We start from the raw sequence: 25,265 nt of genomic DNA, 5'->3' as shown, positions 1-25,265 counted from the left end.
GAAAAGATAGCGCTATCCCCGGCAGGAAGTTCAACACCCGCTTTAATAACAACAACAAACAGGAGAGACCCCCCATGTTTGGCATGTCCCACGAGTCTTACCTGCTGCTAGATGCAGTAGTCACTATCATCGGGTTGATCGTACTGATCACCAAGTTCAAGGTGCACCCGTTCATTGCACTGATCATCGCGGCCGGTTTCCTCGGCCTGACCTCGGGTATGCCCGTGGACAAGATCATCAAGGCGTTCCAGGACGGCTTCGGCGGGGTGCTCGGCTTTGTCGGCATCATCCTCGCGCTGGGCACGATGCTCGGCAAGATGATGGCCGAGTCCGGCGGTGCCGATCAGATCGCCCAGACCCTGATCCGCGCCTTCGGCAAAGAGAAGGTCCAGTGGGCCATGATGTTCGCCGCGTTCCTGGTGGGCATCCCGCTGTTCTTCGAGATCGGCTTTGTATTGCTGATCCCGCTGGTGTTTATTGTCGCCCGGCGTACCGGCGTGTCGCTGATCAAGATCGGTATCCCGCTGCTGGCCGGTTTGTCGGCGGTGCACGGCCTGGTGCCACCGCACCCGGGCCCGCTGCTGGCCATCGGCGTGTTCGGTGCCGATATCGGCAAGACCATCCTGTACGGTCTGATCGTTGCGCTGCCGACCGCCATCATCGCCGGCCCGATTTTCGGTACGTTCATCGCCAAGTACATCCCGGGCAACCCGTCCCAGGAACTGGTGGACCAACTGGCCCGCGAGCCGGAGAACAAAGACCTGCCGAGCTTCAGCATCACTCTGGTCACCGTGCTGCTGCCGGTGTTCCTGATGCTACTCAAAACCTTTGCCGACATCGCGTTCGCTGAAGGCAACGTGGTGCGTAACTGGATGGACATGATCGGCCACCCGATCACCGCACTGTTGCTGGCGTTGCTGTTGTCGCTGTACACCTTTGGCCATCGCCAGGGTATCCACTCCAAGCAGATCCTCAAGTTGCTCGACGCCAGCCTTGCGCCGACCGCCGCGATCATCCTGATCATCGGTGCCGGTGGTGGTTTCAAACAGATGCTGGTGACCAGCGGCGTGGGCGACGTGATCGGCCATATGGCGGTGAACGCGCAGATCAACCCGATCCTGCTGGCGTGGCTGGTGGCGGCGGTGATTCGGATTGCCACCGGTTCGGCGACGGTTGCGACCATTACCGGCGCGGGCATTGTGGTGCCGGTGGTGGGCATGATCCCAGGGGTTAACCGCGAGTTGCTGGTACTGGCGACGGGCGCGGGTTCGTTGATCCTGTCTCACGTCAACGATGCGGGGTTCTGGCTGGTCAAGCAGTACTTCAACATGACCGTGGCCGAGACGTTCAAGACCTGGACGGCGATGGAGACCATTCTGTCGATCGTGGCGCTGATCTTCATCATGTTGCTGTCGTTGGTAGTGTAAGCCACACCACAAAAGCAGTGGCGGCAACTCGATCAAAATGTGGGAGCTGGCTTGCCTGCGATAGCATCACCTCGGTACATCTGAAACACCGAGGTGTCTGCATCGCAGGCAAGCCAGCTCCCACATTAATTGGGTTTCTTCAGGTAAATCAGGTCAGGCTTTGCTGACCAACCCATCCGCCCTGAACATCCCCCGAATGCCTCGCACCGCCTGGCGAATCCGGTCCTGGTTTTCGATCAGCGCAAAGCGCACATGATCATCGCCATACTCACCAAAACCGATCCCCGGCGACACACACACCTTCGCTTCCAATAACAGTTTCTTGGCAAACTCCAGCGAGCCCATGGCGGCATACTGCTCGGGAATCTTGGCCCAGACGTACATCGACGCCTTCGGGTTCTCCACCATCCAGCCCAGCTCATGCAGGCCTTTGACCAGCACATTGCGACGCTGGCGGTACTGTTCAGCGATGTCCTTCACGCACTGTTGGTCGCCTTCCAGCGCTGCAATCGCCGCCACTTGCAGCGGGGTGAAGGTGCCGTAGTCGTGGTAGCTCTTGATGCGTGCCAGGGCGTTGACCAGTTCCGGGTTGCCTACCATGAAGCCGATGCGCCAGCCGGCCATGTTGTAGCTCTTGGACAGGGTGAAAAACTCCACCGCAATGTCCTTGGCGCCGGGCACTTGCATGATCGAGGGGGCTTTCCAGCCGTCGTAGACGATGTCGGCGTAGGCCAGGTCGTGCACCACCAGCACGTCGTACTGCTTGGCCAGGGCGATCACCCGTTCGAAGAAGTCCAGTTCCACACACTGCGCGGTCGGGTTGGACGGGAAGCCGAGGATCATCATCTTCGGCTTGGGGATCGAGCCGCGAATCGCGCGCTCCAGCTCAGCGAAGAAATCCACGCCCGGTATCAGCGGCACCGAACGTACCTGGGCACCTGCAATCACTGCGCCGTAGATATGAATCGGGTAGCTGGGGTTGGGCACCAGCACGGTATCGCCCTGGTCCAGGGTGGCCAGCATCAAGTGCGCCAGGCCTTCCTTGGAACCGATGGTCACGATGGCTTCGGACTCAGGGTCGATATCCACCGCGTAACGGTCCTTGTACCAGCGCGAAATCGCCCGGCGCAGGCGCGGAATGCCTTTGGAGGTGGAGTAGCCGTGGGTGTCTTCACGCTGGGCGACGGTGACCATTTTCTCCACGATATGAGGAGGCGTGGCGCCGTCAGGGTTACCCATGCTCAAGTCGATGATGTCTTCGCCGCGCCGACGCGCAGCCATCTTCAGCTCGGCAGTGATATTGAAAACGTAAGGGGGGAGTCGATCTATGCGCGCAAAGCGGCGCGGCGAACCTTGGTCTGCCATTGTTGCCTCGAGGTACGTAAGCGCCCGGAACCGTCCGAGCGACGTCGGCCACTGCGGTGGCCTGCGGGGCAGACAATAAGGGCGATGATGGCCAGTTGTCCAGATGCGTAGGAAATTTTTCTACATGGAGTACAACGCGGATATGCCCCTATACTCGATGCGGGTTTGTTCCCTCATAAGAAGGAGACTGTTCGTATGGATCAGCAGACAAAACAACCGTTGGAGTCACGCCTGGAAGCCGGTAAGGCCCTGGTGATCGCCGGGGTACAAGGGCGATATTCGAAGGCCACCGTGGGCGATATCCCACGGCTGTGGGAGTTGTTCGATACCTGCATCAAGGACATCAAGAAGCGCGTCGGCGGTGTGACCTACGGGGTGTGCCATAACCCGCATCACGGCGAATTCGATTACCTGGCAGGTGTTGAAGTCCCGGCCAGGAAAGACGTGCCAAGCAATTTCGAGGTGATCGAAATTCCGCCACTCAACTATGCCGTGTTCCCCCACTACGGGCCGGTGCAGGCGCTTGAGCAAACCTACGAGCGCATCATGTTCGAATGGCTGCCGCACTCGGGCTACAAAGTCATGGGCGCGGATTTCGAGCGCTATAGCGCGGACTTCGATGCCAGGAAGGGCACGGGGACGGTGGAAATCTGGCTGCCGATCGGGGAGCGGGGCTGACACTGCACCCGATGTCACGTAAACACGACATGCACGCTTAAAAGTCATGTTTACGTGACATTGCCGCTATGGATTAAACCTGAAGCTCAACCGGCGCTCATACCCTACGCGACCCTTGTACGCCTCACCGCGATCCACCCATCCTGCCCCCAGATACAACCCCATTGCCGCCAGGTTGTGGGCATCCACCGACAACTCCAACCCCTTGATCTGCGGCCAGGCCTCGCGCGCCACGGCGGGCAACGCCTGCAAACACATCTTGCCGTATCCACGCCCCTGTTGATGCCGGTCTACCTGTAGCGCGTGGAGGGTGGCGCTGTGTTCATCGGCCCAATGAGGCAGGCACGGTGGTCGCTTGAGCAGCAAGAACGCCACAGGAAGGTCGTCGACCAACAGCGCAAAGCCCTTGACCCCAGGGCTCGGGTTGGCGAGCAGGGTATTGAGGGCGCAATACATATCACCGCAAAACGGCAGTTGTTCAGGGTGAACTTCGATGGCGCCGACTTGCTGTTGTTGCACAGCATTCAGCGCCTCGTAGGCAACGAGGCGGGTTGGCATGGGGCTGTCCGAACGGCTGCAAGAGAAGTGGCAGTTTATCGGGTTTGGGCTACGGGAAATTATTTTTCAGGGGGATGTCGATTTCCCTTCGGGCCATTCGACTAAGGGTGTCTTCCGTGATTTTCCACCCCAAGGAGTCATCGCCATGAGCACTGCAATCAAGCGCCTGATCGAGCAATGGAAAGACGCCGTCGTCAGTCGCGATATCGACAAAATTGTCAGCTTTTACGCCGACGATATCGTCTCGTTCGACGCCGTAACCGCTCTGCAATTCAAGGGCAAGGCGGCCTACCGCGCGCATTGGGAGGCGTGCATGGAGCACTGCCCCGGCCCCGGCATCTTCGAGTTTCATGAATTGCATGTCGTCGATGCGCCAGACAGCGCATTCGCCCACTGGCTGGCCCACTGCGGCGGCGCCGGGCCGGACGGCGAGGTAAAGGCCTGCTGGATGCGCGTGACTGCCGGCTACCAGCGTATCGATGGCCAATGGAAGGTGGTGCACGAGCACTGGTCGGCACCGTTTGATATGCAAAGCGGCACGGCGTTGTTCGACCTGAAACCTTGAGCACTGCGAACTATAGTCAGTAGTCCGAAAACGGAGAACGCCATGAAATACCTGTGCTTGATCTACAGCGACGAACAGGCGTTGCACACCTCGCCCGACAGCCCCCACGACTCGGAATGTCTGGCCTACGTCGAGTCCATCCAGGCCAGCGGGCGCATGCTGGCCGCCGAGCCGCTGGAGTCAGTGACCACCGCCACCACCGTGCGCATGCGCAACGGCAAGCTGTCGATCACCGACGGGCCTTTTGCCGAAACCAAGGAGCAGCTCGCCGGGTTCTACCTGATCGACGCCAAGGACCTCAATGAAGCGCTCCAGGTGGCTGGCGGCATTCCGGCAGCCCGGGTCGGCAGTGTGGAAGTGCGCCCCGTGCGCCAATTGAATCTCTCAACACAATAATCAAAAGACTTGAGGAGGTTGCCCCGTGAACATTCAACCCGCCGAATTTGAACTGTCCATCAGCCGCTTGATCGATGCGCCGCGCCGCCGGGTGTTTCGCGCCTGGACCGAGCCAACCCTGCTGCAACAATGGTGGGGCCCCCACGGCATGACCACCCCTGAATGCGAGATGAACCTGTGGGTCGGCGGCTTGTTCCGCACCTTGATGCGTGCGCCCGATGGCAGCGAGTACCCGACCCAGGGCGTTTTCCTGGAAATCGATGCGCCCAACCGCCTGGTGTTTACCGACGCGTTCATGCCGGGTTGGGTGCCCTCGGGCAAGCCGTTCATGAGCGCCGAAGTCACCTTTGAAGATGTCGGCGGCAAGACGCTCTACACCGCCCGCGCCATGCACTGGAGTGCCGAGGACAAGCAGGCCCACGAAGCCATGGGCTTTCATGACGGCTGGGGCCAGAGCCTGGACCGCCTAGTGAAGTTGGTGACCGAGGACATGGTCGATTGACCCAGCAGATCGACGCTATTTACCGCCGCGAATCACGCCGCGTGCTCGCGACGTTGATTCGTGTGCTAGGGGATTTCGACCTGGCCGAGGAGGCGCTGCACGAAGCATTTTTCGTCGCCCTGCAGCGCTGGCCCGAGGATGGCGTGCCGGATAATCCACGGGCGTGGCTGGTGTCCACCGGCCGCTTCAAAGCCATCGATCGCCTGCGTCGGCAGTCGCGGTTTACCCCGTTATTGGAGGAGCAGGCCGAGGCGTTGGAGGCCGCGCCTTGGAGTGATGAAGACGTGGAAGACGACCGCCTGCGCCTGATGTTCACTTGCTGCCACCCAGCGTTGGCAGCCGATGCCCAGGTTGCGCTGACCTTGCGCGAGATCTGCGACCTGAGCACCGAGGCCATCGCTCACGCTTTTCTAGCCACGCCCACCACCATTGCCCAACGCATCGTGCGCGCCAAGGGCAAGATCCGTGAGGCGAGAATTCCCTATCAAGTGCCGTCCCGCGCCGAATTGCCCGAACGATTGGACAGTGTGCTGCGGGTGATTTACCTGGTGTTCAACGAGGGCTATTCGGCCTCAGCGGGTGCCGACCTCACCCGCGAGGACCTGACCTTGGAGGCCATTCGCCTGGGGCGTTTGCTGCTGGAGTTGCTGCCCGAGCCGGAAGTCATGGGCTTGCTGGCGTTAATGTTGCTGCACGAGTCGCGTCGGCCTGCCCGCACTTCTGCCAGCGGCGAACTGGTGCTGTTGGACGCTCAGGATCGTACGCTTTGGGACAGGGCCTTGATCGCTGAAGGCTGCGCATTGGTGGAGCAGGCGCTGATGACGCCACGCTTCGGGCCGTATTGCTTGCAGGCTGCGATTGCCGCCGTGCACGCCGAGGCGCCCAGCGCAGGGGAAACCGATTGGCGGCAGATTGTCGGGCTCTATGATGTATTGCTCAGGTCTGTGCCGTCGCCGGTGATCGAGTTGAACCGTGCGGTAGCGGTGGCGATGGAGCAGGGGCCTTTGGCGGGGCTGGCGCTGGTAGACAACCTTTTGCAGCGCGGTGAGTTGCAGGACTATCACTTGGCGCATTCGGCGCGTGGGGAATTTTGCCGGCAGTTGGGGCGGTTTGACGAAGCTCGCAGCGCGTACGAAAAAGCGCTGTCGCTGACGCAACAGGCGCCAGAAAAACGCTTCATCACGCGACGCCTCGCCGAACTCAAATAGCCAACACGATGTTATGACGCCCCGCGATCCAATGTGGGCGCTGGCTTGCCTGCGATGATGGCCTGACAGCCAACGTCTCTCTAACGGCCCCCTCTACATTGCACTGCGTTCACTCCAGCATCTTGCCCAGCAACCAGCTCCCCGCAGGCCCCGGCGGCTGGTGCCGGGACCACAGCGCATCCACCGCCACCGAACGCGGCCAACTGCGCACCTTGAGTTCAACCAACTGGTTGCCGCCAAAACGCTCCACCAGCCAGCGCGGTATCGGTGCCCAACCAAAACCCAGCTGTGCCATTTCCATCAGCATCAGGTAACTCGGCGCCGACCACACACGTTGCGTGCCGCGGTTTTCATTGGGGCTGATGATGCTCGCCAAGCGCAACTCCCGGTGTTGTTGCAAGGTGTGCGGGTGAACCTTGTCCAGGTTCGCCAATGGGTGTCCAGGCGAGACAAACAGCGCGATCTCCGTGCGCTCTTCCACGGGGGAGAACGTCAGGTCCGGCGGGTAGGCTTCTTGTTTCTCGATAAACGCGATCTGCGCCCGGCCACTTTGCACCAGTGCGATCAAGTCTTCGCATTCCGCGATCAGGCATTCCAGCTCAAGGTCTGGGTAGCGTTGTTCGAAGGCGCTGAGAGCGACCTCGAATCGATCAGACTGATAAGTATCGGACATGGCGAGACTCAACTTCGGCTCCAGGCCTTGCGATAACTGACTGGCTGCCAGCTCCAGGCGGCTACTGGCTTCCAGCACTTGCTCAGCCCGTTGCAGCAACACTTGCCCCGCCGGTGTGAGGGTCGGCTTGCGGCTGCTGCGGTCAAACAGCACCACGTTCAGGTCAATCTCAAGGCTGGCCACTGCCGCGCTCACGGTGGACTGGCTTTTGCCCAGCTTGCGCGCCGCCGCGGAAAACGAGCCTTGGGTGGCAGCCTGGACAAACGCCTGAAGCACTTCATGGGAGGCCATGACTATCGCCTTGATCGATGGTTATTGGTTATGAAGTATCGAGACAAAGCCTGATCATGGCAACCATCGTCACTCACGGAGCCGGGCTATGACCCCTACCAAATCCCTTACTGAACGCGTTTTTCAAGCCCTTGGTTTCGAGGGGTTGGCCTTATTGATTTGCACGCCGCTGTTGGTGTGGATCACCGGCCGGCCCGCGCTGGAGATGGGCGCAGTGACCCTGGGCATCAGCCTGTTGGCACTGAGCTGGAACGTGGTGTTCAACAGCCTGTTCGACCGCCTTAAAAATCGCCTGCAACTGGCCAACGGTGGTTGGACCCGTGTGCTGCATGCGCTGCTGTTTGAAGGCGGCCTGATCCTCTTGGCAGTGCCGTTGATTGCCGCCTTGATGAAGATCAGCCTGTTGGAAGCCTTCATCCTCGACATTGGCGTGTTGTTGTTCTTCCTGCCGTACACCTACGTGTACCACTGGGGTTATGACGTGCTGCGCGAGAAATTCGCCGGTAAAACCCCAGTTACCCCGTAGGCGTGCGTCGCTTATAGGAACATCCCGCCCGACGCCTCGATCCGCTGGCCGGTGATCCAATGACTGCCATCGGCCAGCAAGGTCGAAATCGCCCCGCCAATGTCGTCCGGCAAGCCTACGCGGCCCAGGGCGGTGTTATTGGCAACCATCGCATTCACATCGGTGTTATCGCGCACCGCGCCGCCGCCGAAGTCGGTGGCAATCGCGCCCGGTGCCAGGGTGTTCACGGTAATACCCCGTGGGCCCAGTTCTTTAGCCTGGTAGCGCGACAAGACTTCCACCGCGCCTTTCATAGATGCGTAGGCGGCATACCCCGGCAGGCTGAAGCGCGCCAGGCCGCTGGAGATATTGATGATGCGCCCGCCATCGCTGATCAGCGGCAGCAGTTTCTGCGTGAGGAAAAACGGTGCCTTCACATGGATCGCCACCAACTGGTCGAACTGGGCTTCGGTGGTTTCGGCAAAGCTTGCGTAGGTGCCAACCCCGGCGTTGTTGATCAGGAAGTTGAAATGCTCCTGGGCGAACACATCCTTGAGCAGTGTGCCGATCTGGCCAACGAATGCATCGAAGGTTGCGCTCTGGCTGACGTCCAGTTGCAGCATGGCGGCGCGACCGCCCAAGGCCTCTACCTGGGCAACCACGGCTTGGGCTTCGGCCGCTGCGCTGTGGTAAGTGCCGATGATGTCGATGCCTTGCGCAGCCAGGTGCAGGGCGGCGCTTTTGCCCAGGCCACGGCTAGCGCCAGTGATGAGTGCGATTTTACGGGTCATGGTGCAGTCCTCGAATGGGGTGAGTGGGACTGAGTGTATTTGTCCGGCCATAACGTGATAAACAGGCTGATATCGAAATCACTGGCCGGATAAGGCGAACAATCTAATGAACAAGCTTGAGCTGCTGCGCACCTTCGTACGCGTTACTGAGTTGTCGAGCTTTACCCAGGCCGGCCAAAGCCTGGGCTTGCCGCGCTCTACGGTCTCTGAGCATGTGCAGGCGTTGGAGGAGTTGCTCGGCGCTCGGCTGTTGCAACGCACCACGCGCAAGGTGCAGGCGACCCAGGATGGTCGTGTGTTGTATGAGCGCAGCAAGGATCTGCTGGCGCACATGGAAGAGTTAGAAGGTTTGTTCCGTCAGGACGAAACCCAATTGGCCGGACGCATACGGGTGGACATGCCCAATGTCATGGCGCGGGGCGTGATCTTGCCGAACTTGCCCACGTTCATGGCGCGCCATCCGCTGATCGACATGGAAATCAGCTGTTCGGACCGCCAGGTGGACCTGATCGCCGAAGGTTTTGATTGCGTGGTGCGCGTCGGCGCCCAGCCCGATCAAACTGTGGTAGCGCGGCGGGTGTGCAGCATGCCGATGGTCAACTGCGCGAGCGCGGCGTACCTGCAACGGTATGGCGTGCCCGACACCCTGGCAGACCTGGCGCATCATCAGTTGGTGCATTACGTGCGGCCGCTGGGCGCACGCTCGGCCGGGTTCGAATACCTGGTGGGCAACAAGGTGCAGCGGCTGCCGATGGCAGGCCGGGTGACGGTCAACAGCACCGACGCCTATCAATCGGCGTGCCTGGGCGGGTTTGGCATTACCCAGGTGCCGCAACTGGGGATACACGACTTGTTGGCCAGCGGCGAGTTGGTGGCGGTGCTGCCCGACTACCAGGCGCCGCCCTTGGATGTGTCGTTGCTGTACGCCGGCCAGCGGCATCTGCCGTTGCGGGTGCGGGTGTTCATGGACTGGTTGACCGCCACCCTGCAAGCTCATCTTTAACGGCGTGCCGACAACTGCTGGGGCGCCAGGAACGCGTCGTGGAAGTAATCCCGGAACGCTTGCATCGCGGGGGTAAACGCGCGCTCGCGGTGCCAGGCCAGGCCGACGCTCATGGGGGTGACCGGGTCGGTCACGGTCAGGGTTTCGATGCGTTTGCCTTCCAGGGACCAGGGCCGGTGCACCAGGTCTGACAGGATCGCCACGCCGCTGCCGTTGGCAACCATGCTGCGCACCGCCTCCACCGAGCTGGTGCGCAGCCGCACCTTGGGCGTTTGCCCGGCCTGTTCCCAGTAGCGCATGGCGCTGTGTTCGGCTTCATCGACGGTGAGCAAGATGTAGGGTTCTTGGGCCACGTCGGCCAGGCTCACGGCACCGCGTTCGCACAATGGGTGATGGCTCGGCAGCCACAGGCGGCGTTCAGAGTTGAATAGAATTTCCGAGACGATATCCGCGTGGGTGAGGTTGGCAGTGAGCACCACAGCCATGTCGAACTGGCCGTCGAGCAGGCCCTGTTCGATGGCCTGGCGCTCCTGTTCGAACACCTCGATGGTCACGTCCGGATGCCAATGCTCCATGCGCTGTAAATGGTGCGGCAGGAAATAACCCAGCACGGTGTAGCTGGCCGCCACCCGCAGCACGCCGCTGGCGCGGTAGTCCGGCAACGGGCTGTTGAGGGCATCCTCCACGCTGCGCACAATCACATAGGCACGGTTGAGAAAATGCCGCCCCGCGTCGGTGAGGTTCATGCCTTGGGCCGAGCGCACGAACAACTGCACGCCGAGCATGGCTTCCAGCTCCTTGATCGCTGTGGTCACCGCCGATTGGGAAATATTCAGGTGAATTGCTGCCTGGGAAATCTGGCCGATTTCCGCAGTGGCGACGAAATAGCGAACCTGGCGCAAGGTTAAAGACATATCGCACTCTGCTTATTGATCGTTCCCACGCTCTGCGTGGGAATGCCTCTTGTGACGCTGCGCGTCACGGTCTCAAGTGCGGACGCAGAGCGTCCATGGCTGCATTCCCACGCAGAGCGTGGGAACGATCGGGGGTCGAGGATAAAAAGCTATCTGATTTTCAGAAGATGGGCCATCTGATAATAGATCTTCCCAAGGGGTCAAGCCACGGCCTACTTTGCGGGCATCACCTTTGGCGGAGCGACCTCGATGCAGGCAGTGGATTTCAATTCAGACATGGGCGAAGGCTTTGGCCCCTGGACCATCGGCGACGGCGTCGACGCAGAGCTGATGGCCTATATCAGCTCGGCCAATATCGCCACCGGCTTTCACGCCGGCGACCCAGGCACCATGCGCCGCACCGTCGAGCGCGCCAAGCAACGGGGTGTGGCCATCGGCGCACACCCAGGCTTTCGTGACCTGGTGGGTTTCGGTCGTCGGCATATCAACGCACCGGCCCAGGAACTGGTGGACGACATGCTCTACCAGCTCGGTGCCCTGCGCGAAATAGCCCGTGCCCAAGGCATGAGCCTGCAACACATCAAGCCTCACGGCGCGCTCTACATGCACCTGGCCCGCGATGAAGAGGCCGCCCGGCTGTTGGTGCAAAACCTGCAAATCATCGAGCCCACGCTGATGCTGTACTGCATGCCCAACTCGGTGATCTGGCGCATTGCCAAGGAACTGGGGCAGCCGGTGGTGCGCGAGTTTTATGCCGACCGTGAATACGACCTCAGCGGTTCCATCGTGTTTACCCGCAATGTGCGGGCGCTGGACCCCGCCACAGTGGCCGCGCGCGTCTTGCGTGCGTGTCAGACCGGCCTGGTACGTACCGTCGAAGGCGAAGACCTGGCGATCGAATTCGATTCCATCTGCCTGCACAGCGACACCCCTGGCGCCCTGGAGCTGGTGGGGGCCACCCGTGAAGCCCTGGACCAGGCGGGTATCGACGTCAGAACACCCCGATAAGATCCCCCCCTTACTTTTTTGCCTGCCTTTCTACAATGATTCCAAGAGGAACAGACATGGCTGAAACGTCCCCCATCCGCTACAGCTTCGGCGGTGATGAACACCTGTTTGCCGAGGTCAGCAACAGCATGTCCCTGGAGGCTTTTTTCAAGGGCATGGCGGTGACCCGCGCCGTGGAGCGCCTGGCACTGGAAGGCGTACTGGATGTCTGCCTGGCCAACGCATCGTTCCAGATTCGCTTCGACCCTGACCGCATTGCCCCTCACGCGCTGCTCGACGCCGTGCAAAGCGCCGAAGCCCAGGCCGTGGCCGAACGCACCTTGCGCACGCGCATCATCGAAATCCCGGTGCTCTATAACGACCCCTGGACCCGCGAAACCCTGATGCGTTTTCGTGACCGCCACCAAGACCCCAGCGGCACAGACCTGGAATACGCGGCACGCATCAATGGCCTGGCCGACGTGGACGCGTTCATCGCCGCCCACAGTGGCGCGCCGTGGTTTGTGTCGATGGTCGGCTTTGTCGCGGGCTTGCCGTTCATGTTCCAGATGGTCGAACGCGAGCGGCAATTGCAGGTGCCCAAATACCTGCGCCCACGCACCGACACGCCGAAACTGACCCTGGGCCATGGCGGCTGCTTTGGCTGTATCTACTCGGTGCGTGGCGCGGGCGGTTACCAGATGTTCGGCGTTACCCCGGCACCGATCTACGACCCGGCGCAGCAGTTGGCGTACCTCAAGGAGCACATGGTGTTCTTCCGCCCTGGCGATATCGTGCAGTTCAAGCCGATGGACCGCGAGGCTTATGACCTGGCGGTCGCCGAGGTGGACGCCGGTCGTTTCGACTTGCGCATCCGCCCGGTGGAGTTTTCCCTGGATGCCTTTCTCGCCGACCCCATCGGCTACCCGAAAACCCTGCAGGAGGCGCTGGCATGATCAAGGTCCTCAAACCTGGCCTCGCCACCTCCGTGCAGGACCTGGGCCGCGAAGGTTATTACCACTTGGGCATCCCGCCGTCGGGGGCGCTGGACCAATACGCGTTGAGTGCGGCCAACCACCTGGTGGGCAATCCTGTGGGCGCGGCGGGCCTGGAATGCACGCTGATCGGGCCGGAGCTGGAGTTCCAGCAGGACGCGCTGGTGGCCTTGAGCGGCGCCTTGATGTCGCCGCGCCTGGACGGTGAAGTGGTGCACCAGGACACCGCCTTTGCCGTGCGCGCCGGGCAGGTGCTGCGGTTCGAGTTTCCCAAGGCCGGCGCACGCACCTACCTCGCCGTCGCCGGCGGTATCGACGTGCCGTTGGTGCTCGGCAGCCGCTCCACCTACACACTCGGCGCCCTCGGCGGGTTTAACGGCCGACGCTTGCAGGAGGGCGATCAATTGCCGATCGGTACCGCCAGCGGTATGGGGCGTGCGGGCAACAGCTTGCCGATGGCGTTGCGGCGTTCGGTCGGCGGCGATGTGACGTTGCGGGTAGTGCCGGGGCTGTATTACGAGCGCTTGACTGACGAGGCCAAAAGCAGCTTTTTTGCCGAGCCGTGGACGGTGGGCTCCGAGGCCGATCGCATCGGCTACCGCTTCAAGGGCGGCAGCGCGTTGAGCTTCCAGCCACGGGAACAGCCGTTTGGCGCGGGCTCCGATCCTTCCAACATCGTGGACAGTTGCTACCCGATTGGCTCGATTCAAGTACCGGCGGGGCTGGAGCCGATTGTGTTGCACCGCGATGCGGTGTCGGGCGGTGGCTACGCGATGATTGGCACGGTGATCAGCGCCGACCTGGACTTGATCGGGCAGATGCAGCCCAACCAGCGAGCGGGGTTTGTGGCGGTGAGCCTCGAGGAGGCTTTGGAGGCGCGGCGGGTGTACAAGAAGCGCCTCAAAGCGATGACGGGACTCTTCAATCACTGAATAAACGCAAACTGCTGTGGGAGCTGGCTTGCCTGCGATAGCGGTGGGCCAGCTTGCATTGTGTTGGCAGATACACCGCAATCGCAGGCAAGCCAGCTCCCACAGTTGGGCTCATTTCAATTTGAGAATGTGCGCAATGCCCGGCGATCAGTGGCTGGACGCTTCAAACACTGAATAAACGCAAAACCCTGTGGGAGCTGGCTTGCCTGCGATAGCGGTGGGCCAGCTTGCATTGTGTTGGCTGATACACCGCTATCGCAGGCAAGCCAGCTCCCACAGTTGGGCTCATTTCAATTTGAGAATGTGCGCAATGCCCGGCGATCAGTGGCTGGACGCTTCAAACACTGAATAAACGCAAAACCCTGTGGGAGCTGGCTTGCCTGCGATAGCGGTGGGTCAGCTTGCATTGTCTTGGCTGATACACCGCAATCGCAGGCAAGCCAGTTCCCACCTTTGGGCTTATTTCAATTTGAGAATTTGCGGAATGCCCACCGTCCAGCGATCAGGGTGAAGGTTGCGACTAAGGCCACCAGTATCCAGAAGCCTTCCGGATCCTGGGAAAGCGGCACCCCACCCACATTCATGCCAAAAAAGCCGGCAATGATATTGATCGGCAGCGCCAGCACCGTCACCACCGTGAGGGTAAACAGCGTGCGGTTGCTCTGTTCATTGAGGTTGGCGGCGATCTCTTCCTGCAACAGCTTGATGCGTTCCCCCAAGGCGGTCAGGTCGTTGATGATCAGCGCAAACTCCTCGGTGGATTTGCGTAACTCCTTCACGTCTTCCTTTTGCAGCCATTGCGGCGGGCGATTGAGCAGGCGCAGCAGCGAGCCCGGTTCCAGCGCCAGCAGGCGTTGCAGGCGCACCAGCACGCGGCGGGCGGCACCCAGTTCGGCGCGGTTGGTGGACAGGCGCGAAGACAACAGCTGATCTTCGATATGGTCGACGCTGATACTGGTCTTGCGCACGATCTGCGTCAGCACTTCGCCCTGGTCGCGCAGCAGGTGCACCAACAGCTCCAAGGGGGAGCGAAAGTGTTCGCCGGCCTTCACCGACGAGCGCAATTTATCCACCGAGTGCAAAGGCTGCAGGCGCGCGCTCACCAGCAAGCGGCTGCGAGCGCACACCCATAGCGTGGAAATATCCGACGACACCATGCTGCTGAAGTTGAACACCACATCGTTGACCACTGCCAACAAGGCCGAGTCCACATGCTCGATGCGCGTGGAGCGTGAGCCCTCATGCAAGGCTTCAAAAAACTCTTCCGGCAGCGACAAATGCGCCTGCATCCAGCGCTCGCAGGCGGCGTGCGCCAGGTTCAGGTGCAGCCACAGGAATTCGTCCGGGTCTGGCGGGTGCTGTAAGGCGGCGAGGGCGGTGGCGGAATCAATTTGTTGGCCTTTCTCGCCGGGGCGAAAACGAAAACCGTAAAGCAGGCCAAACAGATCGGAATCTTGATGGCCGTGGTCGATGCTGTGGTTCATGGCGACTCGCAGAGAAAGGGCCTGTAGGACGTTTCACAGGTTCCTGAGCGAATCATTGCAAGGCGGTATGACGGTTATGTGACCGTTTGAGGCGCGCATAAAAAAACGCGCCACCCGAAGGTGGCGCGTTTTTTCAAGGTTCAACTCAGGTGTCTTGCTTGTTTTCCAGCACGGCACCGGTCTTGGCGTCGAGCTTCACATCCCATTTCTTGCCGGTGGTGTCGGTCAGGTCCACTTCGTAGACCAGCTTGCCAGCTTCGTGATCCAACTCGGTATCGTTGATGGTCGCGCCGGCATGTTGGGCGACGGCGGCGGCGTTAAGCTTTTCGAACGCCATCACTTCACCGGACTTGAGCAGGCTAGGAATCTGGTCCGGACGGACATCAGCCTGGGCCAGGCCGGCAGTCAAGGTCAGGGCAGTAGCAGCGAACAGGGCAGTCAAGGTTTTCATGGTGTGTGTCCTTCTTAGGTTGAGCTGTTTAAGTGGCGCCAGATTAACCGGCGCAACTTAACTCATCCTTAATGGCTCACTGACACTAACGCTTTTAGTACTTATGGTCGTTGAGCAGGTCTTGCACGCTGGACGACGGCCAGCGCTTGTAGAACTTCAACAGCTCGGCGGCGCGGTTGGTGAAAATGCCATCGACGCCGGCCTTCATCACTTTCTCGAAGTCCACCGGCTCATCCACCGTATACACATGCACCAGCAGGCCCTTGTCGTGGGTCAGCTTGTTCATTTCAGGCTTCACCAGGTCGGTGTAGCTCTGGTCGCCGTGGTCGGTCAGCTCGGCCGACGGGCCGGTGCCGATGGCGCCGAGGCTTTTGGCTTCATCAACCCATTTTTCGAATTCGGCAGCGTCTTTAGGCTCTTGCTTGGCGTAGTAGGCGGCCTTGGTGGATTCGCCAGACTCGGCGAAGGTCACTTTGGATTTGGGCTCGATGCTGCCTTCACCCACCCACAACAGCAGGATTTTCGGAGTGTTGGGCATTTCCTTCTGCAGCTCTTTGAGGCTGGCGGTTTCGAAGGTTTGCAGCACCACGCGGCCCTTGCCTTGGCCGACACCGGTATTGCTCTTGCCCAGTTTGGAGCCGGCGGAGCTCAGCCAGCCTTTGTCGAGCAGCTTGTTTTTCAGGTCGGCTTCGATACCGGGGAACTGCTTGGGCTCCTTGGTCTCGATGTACAGGCCGGGTTTGTGCGAGGGGTTGCCTTCGGCGATCTTGATGATGTCGTCCAGGCTCAGGATTTTCAGGCCAACGAAACCAGGGCGCGCGCGGTCCGGGTAGGCGGCGTTGAACCAGCTGCCGGCGTCGAGGGTTTGCAGCTCTTTCCAGGTGAACTCGTTGGCAGGCGCGTCTTTGCGCTCGGGGAACTTGGTGGCGACGTCGGTGGTGCGCTGCAGGTTGTTGTCGTGCAGGGCGAACAGCACGCCGTCCTTGCTACGTTGCAGGTCCAGTTCCAGGTAGTCGGCGCCCAGGTCGCGTGCAACCTTGTAGGCAGCGGCGGTGGATTCAGGCGCATCGTAGGAAGCACCACGGTGAGCGATCACGGCAGGGTAGGGAATGCCTTCGTTTGTCGCCAATTCGGCCGGGCTGACCGGCTCGGCAGCCTGTGCCTGGCCAAGGCCGAGCATCAACGCCAGCAGCAAGGCGCTTTTGGAAAACGTGACAGGCATATGCGAAGTCCTTTCGTGGAGGTAACTTTGAGAAGGTGTCCTTTTTAACAATTGATTGCGAACGGCGCTATCACCAAACCGACATTAACGTGCGCACCGGCCAATTTTGTCGACTTTTTTGCAGGGTGTTGCAGTATTCTTACGGGTAGCTGCCCCGCCAGAGGGCGGTATTTTCTGCCACGCGTGTAAACCATCTTTCCAGTCCCTGTGGGACTTTTCAGTGAGGTTTACCATGCGCATCACTTCCGAGCTTATCTGCCAGGCCGCCGACCAACTCCAGGGTTTTGTCGGCCTCAACCGCAAGACCGGCCAGTACATCGTACGATTCAGCGAAGACTCATTCGGCATGGACGTGGCCGATGACGGCATCATCCCCACGGCCGAGTTCGTCTGGCTGCCGGCCGCCGACCACACCATGACCCTGTGCCGAGCGCGCCTGCAGTTGTTGCTCGACCAGAATATCGACGAGCGCATCAACATCACCGAGCCGCTGCGTGTGTATATGCGCCGGGTAGAGATCCCGCAGATCAGCGCGTTGCGTAGTTTGGTGAGCTGAGCGTCCGCGATTGCTAACGATGACGAGCAAATGTGGGAGCTGGCTTGCCTGCGATAGTCTCACTGCGGTTTCACTGCATCACCGAGGTGTCTGCATCGCAGGCAAGCCAGCTCCCACCGGGTTCGGTGATTCAAGTGGAGAAGGTGTAGGCCCGCTCTACCTTGCACACCCGCGTGTGAAACGCCGCATACCAAGTGGCCCGCCCTTGCTCGCGCACCTGCCGATGCTCAGCCTGTTGTTTCCAGGCCAGGATCGCCGCCTCGCTGGCCCAGTAGGACACGGTGATCCCCAGCCCATCCTCCCGCGCCGATTCCACCCCAAGAAACCCCGGTTGTTGCCTGGCCAGTTCCAGCATGCGCGTGGCGGCCTCGCCATAACCCCGGTCGGCGTCGGTGCGCAGCGAGCTGAAAATTACCGCGTAATAAGGTGGGGCGGGTGTTTTGGCAATCATGCCGATACCTCCTGGCAGGCCTTGAGCAGCGCAATCACCAGCGGCGGCGTGATGCCCTTGAGTGCGGCGCGTTCGGGCTGGAACAGGGTGGCGACGAAGAACGGGTGGTCGAGCAGTTCCACCGCGCGCAGATCGCCCGCCGAATCGTGGCCGGTGGGAATCAGGTTGGCGTCCAGCAGGGCGTCGGCAAAGGCGGGGTTGATGCCGTAGCGGCAACGGTAACCCTCGTGGATGTCCAGGCTGCCGTAGGCCTGGGCAATGCGCGTGTACGCGGCCAGGCGCACGGTGTCGTTCACTTCCACCAGGGAGCAGTCCAGCGGCGTGATGACGGCGCGCTCAGCATCGGGCATTAATTCGCCGTGCTGGGCATCGGCCCAGCCGAGCACATGACGGGCATATTCCAGCACGGCATGTTGAAAACCGCCGCAGGTACCGAGGAAAGGGCGACCTTGTTCGCGGGCAAAACGTATCGCGCGCAGGGCGCCGTCGACGTCGCGATAGGGGCTGCCGGGCACGCACCAGAAGCCGTCGAAGTCGCTCAGGGCAGAAGTGGAGGTAAGGGTGTCGGTGGCCAGCCATTGCACGTGGACGCTCAGGCCCAGAGCGTCGGCGGCCTGTTGCAGGGCCATGGGAATGGCTTGGTGGGCGGTCACATCAGGATTGTAGTCACCGATCAGGGCAAGGTGCAGCGCGGGGGTTGGCATCGTGTACGTCCCATGGCTTGTGGTGGGTTGATACCCACTATAGATTGGCGCTCACGCAATCAATATTGGCGTTTGCCCATATGTTCAATGCAGCTACGCACTATCAAATCGACTACGCCGACCTGTCATTGGTCCTGGCCCTGGTGCGCGGCGGTACCCTGGCACGGGCGGCGGCGCTGCTGCGGGTCGATGTGTCCACGGTGTTCCGTGCGGTGCGGCGGCTGGAGGCGGCGCTGGGTCAAACCCTGTTTGAAAAAAGCCGTGCCGGTTATTTGCCCACCAGCCTGGCGAGCAACCTGGCCCAACAGGCCGAGCGTGCCGAGCAGGCGCTGGAGGCGGCGCGCATTGGCGTGGAACAGGGCGGTGAAGTGATCAGCGGCACCGTGCGCCTGACCTGCACCGACTCAGTGTTGCAAGGCTTGCTGTTGCCGGCCCTCGCGCAGTTCATGCCGGCCTACCCGGCGTTGACCCTGGAACTGAGCACCTCCAATGACTTCGCCAACCTCAGCCGCCGCGATGCGGATATCGCCCTGCGCCTGACCACGGCGCCGCCGGAGCATCTTGTCGGACGTTGCCTGGGGGCGGTGGCGTATCAGGTGTGTGCCAGTGCCGACTATGCGCGCCTGCACCCAGACCATGAGTGGGCCGATCTGGCCTGGATCGCGCCGGACGATTTTTTACCCGATCACCCCACCGTCGCCTGGCGCCGTGAGTATTTGCCGGGCGTGCGTCTCCGTTATCGGTGCAACAGCATGCAGTCGGTGGCCGAATTAGTGCGCGCAGGGTTGGGCGTAGCGGCGCTGCCGGATTTTCTAGTCGGGAATGGCGTGCAACCGCTGGGCCCTGCGCTGGCAGGGCACGATACGGCGTTGTGGTTGTTGACGCGGCCTGATTGTCGGGCGTTGCGCTCGGTGGTGACGCTGTTTGATGAGTTGGGGCGGCATGTGCGCTGGCTGCGAAGTTAACCCTCAGACAGCCAGCGCCAAGGGTTCAGCGATTGCCCCGCTCATTGGCAAACGCGCTTACCGCTTGTACCGCCTCGCCGGTACCTTCGCGAATCTGCAGGATCACCGTGCCGGCCTGGTTGGCCAGTTCCACACCCTGGGCAGCGCGGTCGCGGGTGGCGTCCATGCTGTCGATGGCTTGGCGGGTTTCGTCCTGGATCATGGCGATCATGCCGGAGATTTCCGCGGTGGAGCCGCTGGTGCGCGCGGCCAGTTGCCGCACTTCATCGGCCACCACGGCAAAGCCACGTCCCTGCTCGCCGGCGCGGGCGGCTTCGATGGCGGCGTTGAGGGCCAGCAGGTTGGTCTGGTCGGCAATGCCGCGAATGGTGTTGACGATGGCGGTGATCTGTTGCGAGCGTTCGCCCAGCTTGGCGATCAGTTGCGAAGAGGTGTCGATATCCACGGCAATTTCACGCATGCCGCTGGCGGTCTTCTGAATCACCTCAGCGCCTTTTTCCGCCATCTCCTGGGTGTTCAACGACAGGTGATAAGCCTGGGCGGCGCTCTGTGCGTCAGCGGCATGCTGTAGCACGCGGGCGGTGACGTCCGAGGCGAACTTCACCACTTTGCACAAGCGCCCGCTGGCGTCGTAGACCGGGTTGTAGTTGGCTTCCAGCCACACGACCTGGCCGTGTTTATCCACCCGCTCGAACTGGCCATTGAACAGCTCGCCCTGGTTCAAGCGCTTCCAGAACTCGCTGTAGGCCGCACTGTTGGCCAGTTCGGCCGTGCAAAACAGGCGGTGATGCTTGCCCTGGATCTGCGCCAGGCTGTAGCCCATGCGCTGCAGGAAATTGCCGTTGGCGGTGATGATGGTGCCGTCGAGGTTGAACTCGATCATCGCCATGGCGCGGTCGATGGCTGCAAGCTTGGCGTTGGCTTCGCTCTCGGCTTGCAGGCGCGGGGTGACGTCCATGGCGTATTTCACCACTTTGATTACATTCCCCGCTTCATCCCGTACCGGGTTATAGCTGGCTTCCAGCCACACCGAGGCGCCGTTGCCGCCTACTCGTTCAAAGGTGCCCGACTGGAATTGGCCGTTGCGCAGGTGCGTCCATAACTGGTTGTAGTCCGCGCTGCGGGCGAACGCCGGGGTACAGAACATCCGATGGGGCTGGCCCAGAATCTGTTCGGCGCGGTAGCCCATGGTCTTGAAGAAGTTGTCATTGGCGCGCAGCACGGTACCTTGCAGGTCGAATTCGATCACGGCCATGGAGCGCTCGATGGCGTCCAGCAGGCTGGTCTGTTGGGCAAGGCTGTGTTGCAGGGTACTGATGGTTTTCTTGTGAGCGTGAAATAGCATGGTGGAGGGCTCGGGTATGCAAGCGTATGCGGGGTCCATGTATTTGCGCCTGACCCCGTAGGGCCCCTGGCCTTACGGTTGACTTGCTCATTGCCAGCTTCCTGGTGCTGACAGAGGGGGGTAGAACAACGGTCTCAGAGTGATCAATCGGCCTGGAAGTTCGCTCGTCAGGCAGGACTATTTTGGCCAGGCGACCAATGGCGGCATTATGCTATTGCAGCAGGTGGGCGGAGCAAGATTCGGACGAGGTGTCATCAGACAACTCAGGCTGAATGAACGACCGTGCATTCGCTGATCTTGACGCGGTTGCGGCCGCTGTTTTTGGCGGTGTACAACGCGCGATCCGCAGCATCGAGCCACATGACCGCGTCCTTGAAGGACGGGTGGAAATCCGCCAGGCCAATGCTCAGGCTGACGCGCAGGTCTGGGATTTGCGGATGCCGATAGTGACTGAAGGTTTCGCGTAGATGCTCCATTACCTGCGCAGCGGCTTGCAGGGGCATTTTCGGAAGCATCACACAGAACTCATCGCCGCCATAGCGGCCGGCCAGGTCTTCTTCGCGCAAGTGTTCGCGCAGCGCTTGGCTCAACTGGCGCAGCACCGCGTCACCCACGGTGTGGCCATGAACGTCATTGATGTGCTTGAAGTGGTCGATATCGATCAAAGCAATGGTCGCTTGGCCGTGTTGCTGCTGGCACTTGTGAAACTTGAGGTTCAGCAGGTCTTTCCAGGAACCATGGTTGAGCAGGCCGGTGAGGCTGTCGATGCGGCTCAGGGCGCTGAGGGCGCGTTTGTGTTGCGACAGTTTGATCGCCAACTGGTAACAGACCATGCCGATGGCCATCGGGTAGAGCGTCAGCATCGGCAGGCAGGTGTAGACCTCGGTGAGGCTGACGCTGGGGTCGAACTTGATGCCGAACAGGCCCCAGGCCACCGCGATACCGGCCGCCTGTGCCAGCAACCCGCGCAGGAACAGGCGTTTGCCACCGGCTGCGACGTTGTTCATGGCCATCATCGACAGAATAGTCACCGCTGTCAGTGGCGAAAACTGAGTGGCCGCGGCCCAGAATCCGCCCAGCACTGAGTCATACAGCAGGTTGCGTTGTTCGGCCTGGTAGGGAAATGGCGAGTGAGTGGAAATCAGGTACGCCACATGCGGCCAGGCAATGCCGTTGAACAGCAGCAACGCCCAGACCCAACCGGGCATCGACAAGGGATACAAAGCCCCGATTACGCTGATGCTACCGATACCCAGGCCGATAATCCTTGGCGTGTAGATACGCCTGGCAAATGAAAGCCCTTTGCCTCGTCTGTTTTCCATAGTGTCCTGGGTCAACTTTTTTGCGGGTGCAACAGCCCGCGTCAGCGGGCAGAGCCGGTGGTCGGATAAGAAAGGTGGATTGTCGATTATTCCTGTGGGATTAATCAGTGTCCTTCCAGGCCATTTGCGCAAAACAGCGGGCAAAAACGCCATAAACGACCTTAAATGTCGCTCCTGCAACAGGGCTTACTGGGGCGTGCGCTGCGTGCTGGCTTCGTAGCCGGCGAGGAACAGGTCGATGGCCGATTCGATGACGTGGGCCTGGGTGGCAGGGTCGAGGGTGGGCTGGCCGAGGGTGATTTGCGGCCAGAATGCAAAGGCCTTGAGCAGGCTTTGGATCTGGTGGGCGGCGAACGCCGGGTCGGTGCCGGTGAGGCGGCCGTCTTCCTGGGCGGCGCGCACCCATTGGGTAAAGCCTTCTTCCCGCGCACTGAGGCGGTTGACCATGTCTTGCGCGCGCTCCGGCGAATGGATAGTGGCAGCAATGGCCACGCGTGCCAGGTCGAGGAAGTTGGCGTCTGACATCATCTGCATTTTCGCTTCCAGCAACGTGCGTAGTTGGTCGCGCAGTGGGCGGTCACTGGTGTAGATCACGTCCAGTTGGGCAACGCTGCTGGCCCACAGTTGGTGGAGGATCTCGGCGAACAGTTCTTCCTTGCTGGGGAAGTGGTTGTACACGGTGCGCTTGGAAACGCCAGCGCTGGCGGCGATCTTGTCCATGCTGGTGACCTCGAAGCCGTGCTCGCGAAATTCGGCAATCGCCGCCGCCACGATGGCTTCGCGTTTACGCTCGGTGAGGCGTTTGGGGGCAGTCATGGAAGGCATTCGACTCAACAATGAAATTACACCGGGCAGTTTACTTGCTCCGGATTTTGTTGCAATCTAGAAACTACACTGTGCAGTGTAATACTTGAGCGGACCGCAGGAGTCACTTTGTCATGGCTACGATTTCAACCCGTCTCGACCCTGCGCCCTCGGCGCCCAAGCCTGCCGAGCAGGGCCTGGGGCACTTCAGCAACGACACGCCGGTGCAGCACGGTGGCTTGGGCAAGACCCTGCGCATTTTCTGGAACATGCTATTCAACAAGCCGCGAACGACACGGCCGGTGGGGCAGATTCCGGTACAGCCACTGACCCGCGAGCAGTTATTGGCCGCCCCTGATCACAGCGTGTATCGCCTCGGCCATTCAACCGTGCTGCTGAAAATGCGCGGTAAATTCTGGGTCACCGACCCGGTGTTTGCCGAACGCGCCTCGCCATTGCGTTGGGCCGGCCCCAAGCGTTTTCATCAGCCGCCTATCAGTCTTGAAGAGCTGCCTGCGCTGGAAGCGGTGATCCTTTCCCACAATCATTACGACCATCTCGACCGCAAAGCGGTGGTCCAATTGGCCGAAAAGACCCGCTACTTCCTGGCGCCCCTGGGCGTGGGCGACACACTGGTCAAATGGGGCGTGGATGCCAGCAAAGTCCGCCAGTTGCAATGGTGGCAGGGCACCGAGGTCGATGGCGTTCGTTTTGTCTGCACGCCGGCCCAGCACTTTTCCGGGCGCGGCCTGTTTGATGGCAACCAGACCCTGTGGTGCTCCTGGGTGATGATCGACGACACGCGGCGTATCTTTTTTAGTGGCGATACGGGCTATTTCGACGGTTTCAAACGCATCGGCGAGCAATACGGGCCGTTTGACCTGACCCTGATGGAAACCGGCGCTTACAATGTCGATTGGCCCCATGTGCACATGCAGCCGGAGCAGACACTACAGGCGCATATCGACCTTAAAGGGCGCTGGCTGCTGCCGATTCACAATGGCACCTTCGACCTGGCCTTCCACGCCTGGCATGAGCCCTTCGACCGCATCATGGCCCTGGCCTGGGAGCGCAATGTTTCGATCACCACTCCGGCGATGGGCCAGGCTTTTCGCTTGAACCAGCCTGAGCGTGGGCATGCCTGGTGGCTGGAAGTGGAACCTCAATCGGTCAACGAACACGCAGCAGGCTGAGCCAAAGGCCCGTTTGGAAAAGAGCTTTTCAGCGAATTTCAGCCCTGCGACAAAGGCCAAGAGAGAGTGCGATGATCCCCCGGAAATTTTATCTCCGGGAGGATGTTTCGATGGACAGCCATTGTAAGAAACTTTGGAAGATGGGTTTGCCGTGTGCGTCAGCTCAACCGCTGCCATCGCTAATGAACGCCGTCGACGTTCCCGCTTCACCCCACGGTGCCGCTCCCCCTTCTATTGTCTTTGGCACCGAGCAACGTGCCGGCGCCACGCCCATACCTGGGTATAACGCTCTGGCTCCCCATATACGGCCGGTGCGCGATCCCGCGCTATCGCTGATCGCCATCAGCGGCGTTGACCCTACCGAACCGGTGATGGTGGAGGTACCGCTGGTATTGAATAACACCACCTTCACCGCCTCGCTGCCGCTGACGGGATATCGTATCGGCTATGGCGAGCATTATGTGCAGGGCAAGCAGGTTGAACGGGTCGCACGCAGTGCGGCCTTGAACCGAGTCTTCGACACCCTGCGCCAGGCTGGTGCGCAATGCGTGGCAGTGGATATGCAGCGCAGCGGTGATTGTGAGCAGGCTTGTCATGAAATCGACGAGCTGGTGGTAGGTCTTCGCCTTGATGCCTTGGTGTCAGAGGATCCCGAAGCCGCCTTTCATCACGCCTGTAAAAGCGGCTACCCCAGTATGTGTGAAACCCTGGAAGACGGCTCCAAGGTCTGGTTTTACGGTGCGCGCTGGGCGGGTGATCGCTTGGCGGCACTGGTACGAGCTTACCGCGTGCTGCGGCCGTAGGTATTGATGCCTACATCGGGCTGCGAAGGATAGGACGCAGTGGCAGGATTCGCCTGAAATAGTGGTGGGTGGTCGGCTCTTAGACTGGTGCGGCGCTATCGACCGATAGCTCTCACACTCAGTCAAACAGAGGGGCACTTCATGATCGGACCAGTTTCGGCAGGTGGATGGGCCA

At 60.8% G+C, this 25,265-nt stretch carries 28 protein-coding genes; 15 read left to right on the top strand and 13 right to left on the bottom strand.

Annotated elements, in window-relative coordinates:
- Window positions 1-74 precede the first annotated feature (74 nt).
- A complete protein-coding gene (locus GH769_RS18485) occupies window positions 75-1,427 on the top strand; it encodes a GntP family permease (protein WP_032902782.1) in 1,353 nt (450 codons plus the stop codon).
- Window positions 1,428-1,580: 153 nt separating this feature from the next.
- Here the strand turns inward: GH769_RS18485 and alaC are convergent, their stop codons facing one another.
- Window positions 1,581-2,792: an alanine transaminase gene (gene alaC, locus GH769_RS18480; RefSeq protein WP_032895593.1), complete on the bottom strand. Its 1,212-nt coding sequence runs from the start codon at window positions 2,790-2,792 to the stop codon at window positions 1,581-1,583.
- Between the two features lie 195 nt (window positions 2,793-2,987).
- Between alaC and GH769_RS18475 the strand changes: the two genes are divergently transcribed.
- Window positions 2,988-3,470 carry a GyrI-like domain-containing protein gene (locus tag GH769_RS18475; RefSeq protein ID WP_032902784.1) on the top strand — a complete coding sequence of 161 codons (483 nt, stop codon included), beginning with the start codon at window positions 2,988-2,990 and terminating at the stop codon, window positions 3,468-3,470.
- A gap of 66 nt (window positions 3,471-3,536) precedes the next feature.
- Here GH769_RS18475 and GH769_RS18470 read toward each other — a convergent pair whose 3' ends face one another.
- The gene (locus GH769_RS18470; RefSeq protein WP_014719637.1) at window positions 3,537-4,028 is read right to left on the bottom strand and encodes an N-acetyltransferase; all 492 of its coding nucleotides are present in this window, start codon (window positions 4,026-4,028) and stop codon (window positions 3,537-3,539) included.
- Window positions 4,029-4,173: 145 nt separating this feature from the next.
- Here GH769_RS18470 and GH769_RS18465 point away from each other — a divergent pair, with 145 nt between their 5' ends.
- From GH769_RS18465 to GH769_RS18450, 4 genes are read left to right on the top strand one after another with little or no spacing between them, the layout of a single operon-like run.
- Window positions 4,174-4,593 (top strand): nuclear transport factor 2 family protein, encoded by a 420-nt coding sequence (locus GH769_RS18465; RefSeq protein ID WP_019819316.1) that lies wholly within the window; start codon window positions 4,174-4,176, stop codon window positions 4,591-4,593.
- Between the two features lie 42 nt (window positions 4,594-4,635).
- The gene (locus GH769_RS18460) at window positions 4,636-4,989 is read left to right on the top strand and encodes a YciI family protein (RefSeq protein WP_032902785.1); all 354 of its coding nucleotides are present in this window, start codon (window positions 4,636-4,638) and stop codon (window positions 4,987-4,989) included.
- A gap of 25 nt (window positions 4,990-5,014) precedes the next feature.
- Entirely contained in the window at window positions 5,015-5,491 is a 477-nt protein-coding gene (locus tag GH769_RS18455) for an SRPBCC family protein (protein ID WP_020303118.1), read from the top strand.
- Window positions 5,488-6,699, top strand: coding sequence for an RNA polymerase sigma factor (locus tag GH769_RS18450; protein WP_014719633.1), 1,212 nt, complete (start codon window positions 5,488-5,490; stop codon window positions 6,697-6,699). Before GH769_RS18455 ends, GH769_RS18450 begins: the two co-directional genes overlap by 4 nt.
- Before the next feature lie 109 nt (window positions 6,700-6,808).
- Here the strand turns inward: GH769_RS18450 and GH769_RS18445 are convergent, their stop codons facing one another.
- A complete protein-coding gene (locus tag GH769_RS18445) occupies window positions 6,809-7,663 on the bottom strand; it encodes a LysR family transcriptional regulator (RefSeq protein WP_014719632.1) in 855 nt (284 codons plus the stop codon).
- Window positions 7,664-7,751: 88 nt separating this feature from the next.
- Here GH769_RS18445 and GH769_RS18440 point away from each other — a divergent pair, with 88 nt between their 5' ends.
- A complete protein-coding gene (locus GH769_RS18440) occupies window positions 7,752-8,189 on the top strand; it encodes a multidrug/biocide efflux PACE transporter (RefSeq protein ID WP_014719631.1) in 438 nt (145 codons plus the stop codon).
- Window positions 8,190-8,200: 11 nt separating this feature from the next.
- On the opposite strand, the gene GH769_RS18435 is transcribed toward GH769_RS18440, so the two are convergent.
- Window positions 8,201-8,959 (bottom strand): SDR family NAD(P)-dependent oxidoreductase, encoded by a 759-nt coding sequence (locus GH769_RS18435; RefSeq protein ID WP_014719630.1) that lies wholly within the window; start codon window positions 8,957-8,959, stop codon window positions 8,201-8,203.
- A 106-nt stretch (window positions 8,960-9,065) separates the two neighbouring features.
- On the opposite strand from GH769_RS18435, the gene GH769_RS18430 reads away from it, so the two are divergent.
- Window positions 9,066-9,962 carry a LysR family transcriptional regulator gene (locus GH769_RS18430; RefSeq protein WP_020303117.1) on the top strand — a complete coding sequence of 299 codons (897 nt, stop codon included), beginning with the start codon at window positions 9,066-9,068 and terminating at the stop codon, window positions 9,960-9,962.
- Here the strand turns inward: GH769_RS18430 and GH769_RS18425 are convergent.
- Window positions 9,959-10,876 (bottom strand): LysR family transcriptional regulator, encoded by a 918-nt coding sequence (locus GH769_RS18425; protein ID WP_014719628.1) that lies wholly within the window; start codon window positions 10,874-10,876, stop codon window positions 9,959-9,961. The two genes, GH769_RS18430 and GH769_RS18425, sit on opposite strands and share 4 nt — an antisense overlap.
- Before the next feature lie 249 nt (window positions 10,877-11,125).
- Here GH769_RS18425 and GH769_RS18420 point away from each other — a divergent pair, with 249 nt between their 5' ends.
- The 3 genes from GH769_RS18420 to GH769_RS18410 are packed head-to-tail and all read left to right on the top strand — an operon-like array spanning window position 11,126 to window position 13,790.
- Window positions 11,126-11,884: a 5-oxoprolinase subunit PxpA gene (locus GH769_RS18420; RefSeq protein ID WP_014719627.1), complete on the top strand. Its 759-nt coding sequence runs from the start codon at window positions 11,126-11,128 to the stop codon at window positions 11,882-11,884.
- A gap of 56 nt (window positions 11,885-11,940) precedes the next feature.
- Entirely contained in the window at window positions 11,941-12,819 is an 879-nt protein-coding gene (locus GH769_RS18415) for an allophanate hydrolase subunit 1 (protein ID WP_020303116.1), read from the top strand.
- Window positions 12,816-13,790, top strand: coding sequence for a biotin-dependent carboxyltransferase family protein (locus GH769_RS18410; protein WP_014719625.1), 975 nt, complete (start codon window positions 12,816-12,818; stop codon window positions 13,788-13,790). Before GH769_RS18415 ends, GH769_RS18410 begins: the two co-directional genes overlap by 4 nt.
- A 464-nt stretch (window positions 13,791-14,254) precedes the next feature.
- On the opposite strand, the gene GH769_RS18405 is transcribed toward GH769_RS18410, so the two are convergent.
- From GH769_RS18405 to GH769_RS18395, 3 genes are all read right to left on the bottom strand, one after another.
- Window positions 14,255-15,274 (bottom strand): transporter, encoded by a 1,020-nt coding sequence (locus GH769_RS18405; protein WP_014719624.1) that lies wholly within the window; start codon window positions 15,272-15,274, stop codon window positions 14,255-14,257.
- A gap of 145 nt (window positions 15,275-15,419) precedes the next feature.
- Entirely contained in the window at window positions 15,420-15,725 is a 306-nt protein-coding gene (locus tag GH769_RS18400; protein WP_014719623.1) for a PepSY domain-containing protein, read from the bottom strand.
- Window positions 15,726-15,819: 94 nt separating this feature from the next.
- Window positions 15,820-16,947: a glycerophosphodiester phosphodiesterase gene (locus GH769_RS18395; protein WP_014719622.1), complete on the bottom strand. Its 1,128-nt coding sequence runs from the start codon at window positions 16,945-16,947 to the stop codon at window positions 15,820-15,822.
- 232 nt (window positions 16,948-17,179) lie between these two features.
- Here GH769_RS18395 and GH769_RS18390 point away from each other — a divergent pair, with 232 nt between their 5' ends.
- On the top strand, window positions 17,180-17,503 hold the full coding sequence (locus tag GH769_RS18390; protein WP_014719621.1) for a DUF2025 family protein: 324 nt from the start codon (window positions 17,180-17,182) through the stop codon (window positions 17,501-17,503).
- A 130-nt stretch (window positions 17,504-17,633) separates the two neighbouring features.
- Here GH769_RS18390 and GH769_RS18385 read toward each other — a convergent pair whose 3' ends face one another.
- Window positions 17,634-17,954 (bottom strand): antibiotic biosynthesis monooxygenase, encoded by a 321-nt coding sequence (locus tag GH769_RS18385; RefSeq protein ID WP_019819298.1) that lies wholly within the window; start codon window positions 17,952-17,954, stop codon window positions 17,634-17,636.
- Entirely contained in the window at window positions 17,951-18,658 is a 708-nt protein-coding gene (locus GH769_RS18380) for a CTP synthase (protein WP_032902791.1), read from the bottom strand. The genes GH769_RS18385 and GH769_RS18380 overlap by 4 nt, the downstream gene beginning before the upstream one ends.
- Before the next feature lie 80 nt (window positions 18,659-18,738).
- Between GH769_RS18380 and GH769_RS18375 the strand changes: the two genes are divergently transcribed.
- Window positions 18,739-19,623, top strand: a complete 885-nt coding sequence (locus GH769_RS18375; RefSeq protein WP_014719618.1) for a LysR family transcriptional regulator — start codon at window positions 18,739-18,741, stop codon at window positions 19,621-19,623.
- Between the two features lie 25 nt (window positions 19,624-19,648).
- On the opposite strand, the gene GH769_RS18370 is transcribed toward GH769_RS18375, so the two are convergent.
- The 3 genes from GH769_RS18370 to GH769_RS18360 all read right to left on the bottom strand — a co-directional run bounded on the left by GH769_RS18370 (window position 19,649) and on the right by GH769_RS18360 (window position 23,106).
- On the bottom strand, window positions 19,649-20,968 hold the full coding sequence (locus GH769_RS18370) for a PAS domain-containing methyl-accepting chemotaxis protein (protein ID WP_020303112.1): 1,320 nt from the start codon (window positions 20,966-20,968) through the stop codon (window positions 19,649-19,651).
- Between the two features lie 263 nt (window positions 20,969-21,231).
- Window positions 21,232-22,290 (bottom strand): diguanylate cyclase, encoded by a 1,059-nt coding sequence (locus GH769_RS18365; RefSeq protein WP_032902792.1) that lies wholly within the window; start codon window positions 22,288-22,290, stop codon window positions 21,232-21,234.
- 186 nt (window positions 22,291-22,476) lie between these two features.
- On the bottom strand, window positions 22,477-23,106 hold the full coding sequence (locus tag GH769_RS18360) for a TetR/AcrR family transcriptional regulator (RefSeq protein ID WP_014719615.1): 630 nt from the start codon (window positions 23,104-23,106) through the stop codon (window positions 22,477-22,479).
- A gap of 122 nt (window positions 23,107-23,228) precedes the next feature.
- Between GH769_RS18360 and GH769_RS18355 the strand changes: the two genes are divergently transcribed.
- Together GH769_RS18355 and GH769_RS18350 are read left to right on the top strand one after the other, a co-directional pair.
- Window positions 23,229-24,287 carry an MBL fold metallo-hydrolase gene (locus tag GH769_RS18355; RefSeq protein ID WP_014719614.1) on the top strand — a complete coding sequence of 353 codons (1,059 nt, stop codon included), beginning with the start codon at window positions 23,229-23,231 and terminating at the stop codon, window positions 24,285-24,287.
- 110 nt (window positions 24,288-24,397) lie between these two features.
- Window positions 24,398-25,090, top strand: coding sequence for a hypothetical protein (locus GH769_RS18350; RefSeq protein ID WP_256670073.1), 693 nt, complete (start codon window positions 24,398-24,400; stop codon window positions 25,088-25,090).
- Window positions 25,091-25,265 lie beyond the last annotated feature (175 nt).

Source organism: Pseudomonas sp. CFSAN084952 (assembly GCF_009648855.1).
Lineage (GTDB): Bacteria > Pseudomonadota > Gammaproteobacteria > Pseudomonadales > Pseudomonadaceae > Aquipseudomonas > Aquipseudomonas paracarnis.
This window is presented reverse-complemented; position numbering and strand designations above follow the sequence as displayed.

Coding starts and splice junctions, on each gene's coding strand:
- GH769_RS18475 (WP_032902784.1), top strand. CDS start 2,988: ATGGATCAGCAGACAAAACAACCGTTGGAGTCACGCCTGGAAGCCGGT.
- GH769_RS18365 (WP_032902792.1), bottom strand. CDS start 22,290: ATGGAAAACAGACGAGGCAAAGGGCTTTCATTTGCCAGGCGTATCTAC.
- GH769_RS18395 (WP_014719622.1), bottom strand. CDS start 16,947: ATGCCTGTCACGTTTTCCAAAAGCGCCTTGCTGCTGGCGTTGATGCTC.
- GH769_RS18485 (WP_032902782.1), top strand. CDS start 75: ATGTTTGGCATGTCCCACGAGTCTTACCTGCTGCTAGATGCAGTAGTC.
- GH769_RS18440 (WP_014719631.1), top strand. CDS start 7,752: ATGACCCCTACCAAATCCCTTACTGAACGCGTTTTTCAAGCCCTTGGT.
- GH769_RS18445 (WP_014719632.1), bottom strand. CDS start 7,663: ATGGCCTCCCATGAAGTGCTTCAGGCGTTTGTCCAGGCTGCCACCCAA.
- GH769_RS18425 (WP_014719628.1), bottom strand. CDS start 10,876: ATGTCTTTAACCTTGCGCCAGGTTCGCTATTTCGTCGCCACTGCGGAA.
- GH769_RS18370 (WP_020303112.1), bottom strand. CDS start 20,968: ATGCTATTTCACGCTCACAAGAAAACCATCAGTACCCTGCAACACAGC.
- GH769_RS18380 (WP_032902791.1), bottom strand. CDS start 18,658: ATGCCAACCCCCGCGCTGCACCTTGCCCTGATCGGTGACTACAATCCT.
- GH769_RS18390 (WP_014719621.1), top strand. CDS start 17,180: ATGCGCATCACTTCCGAGCTTATCTGCCAGGCCGCCGACCAACTCCAG.
- GH769_RS18355 (WP_014719614.1), top strand. CDS start 23,229: ATGGCTACGATTTCAACCCGTCTCGACCCTGCGCCCTCGGCGCCCAAG.
- GH769_RS18350 (WP_256670073.1), top strand. CDS start 24,398: ATGGACAGCCATTGTAAGAAACTTTGGAAGATGGGTTTGCCGTGTGCG.
- GH769_RS18400 (WP_014719623.1), bottom strand. CDS start 15,725: ATGAAAACCTTGACTGCCCTGTTCGCTGCTACTGCCCTGACCTTGACT.
- alaC (WP_032895593.1), bottom strand. CDS start 2,792: ATGGCAGACCAAGGTTCGCCGCGCCGCTTTGCGCGCATAGATCGACTC.
- GH769_RS18360 (WP_014719615.1), bottom strand. CDS start 23,106: ATGACTGCCCCCAAACGCCTCACCGAGCGTAAACGCGAAGCCATCGTG.
- GH769_RS18375 (WP_014719618.1), top strand. CDS start 18,739: ATGTTCAATGCAGCTACGCACTATCAAATCGACTACGCCGACCTGTCA.
- GH769_RS18415 (WP_020303116.1), top strand. CDS start 11,941: ATGGCTGAAACGTCCCCCATCCGCTACAGCTTCGGCGGTGATGAACAC.
- GH769_RS18385 (WP_019819298.1), bottom strand. CDS start 17,954: ATGATTGCCAAAACACCCGCCCCACCTTATTACGCGGTAATTTTCAGC.
- GH769_RS18405 (WP_014719624.1), bottom strand. CDS start 15,274: ATGAACCACAGCATCGACCACGGCCATCAAGATTCCGATCTGTTTGGC.
- GH769_RS18465 (WP_019819316.1), top strand. CDS start 4,174: ATGAGCACTGCAATCAAGCGCCTGATCGAGCAATGGAAAGACGCCGTC.
- GH769_RS18420 (WP_014719627.1), top strand. CDS start 11,126: ATGCAGGCAGTGGATTTCAATTCAGACATGGGCGAAGGCTTTGGCCCC.
- GH769_RS18470 (WP_014719637.1), bottom strand. CDS start 4,028: ATGCCAACCCGCCTCGTTGCCTACGAGGCGCTGAATGCTGTGCAACAA.
- GH769_RS18460 (WP_032902785.1), top strand. CDS start 4,636: ATGAAATACCTGTGCTTGATCTACAGCGACGAACAGGCGTTGCACACC.
- GH769_RS18430 (WP_020303117.1), top strand. CDS start 9,066: ATGAACAAGCTTGAGCTGCTGCGCACCTTCGTACGCGTTACTGAGTTG.
- GH769_RS18435 (WP_014719630.1), bottom strand. CDS start 8,959: ATGACCCGTAAAATCGCACTCATCACTGGCGCTAGCCGTGGCCTGGGC.
- GH769_RS18410 (WP_014719625.1), top strand. CDS start 12,816: ATGATCAAGGTCCTCAAACCTGGCCTCGCCACCTCCGTGCAGGACCTG.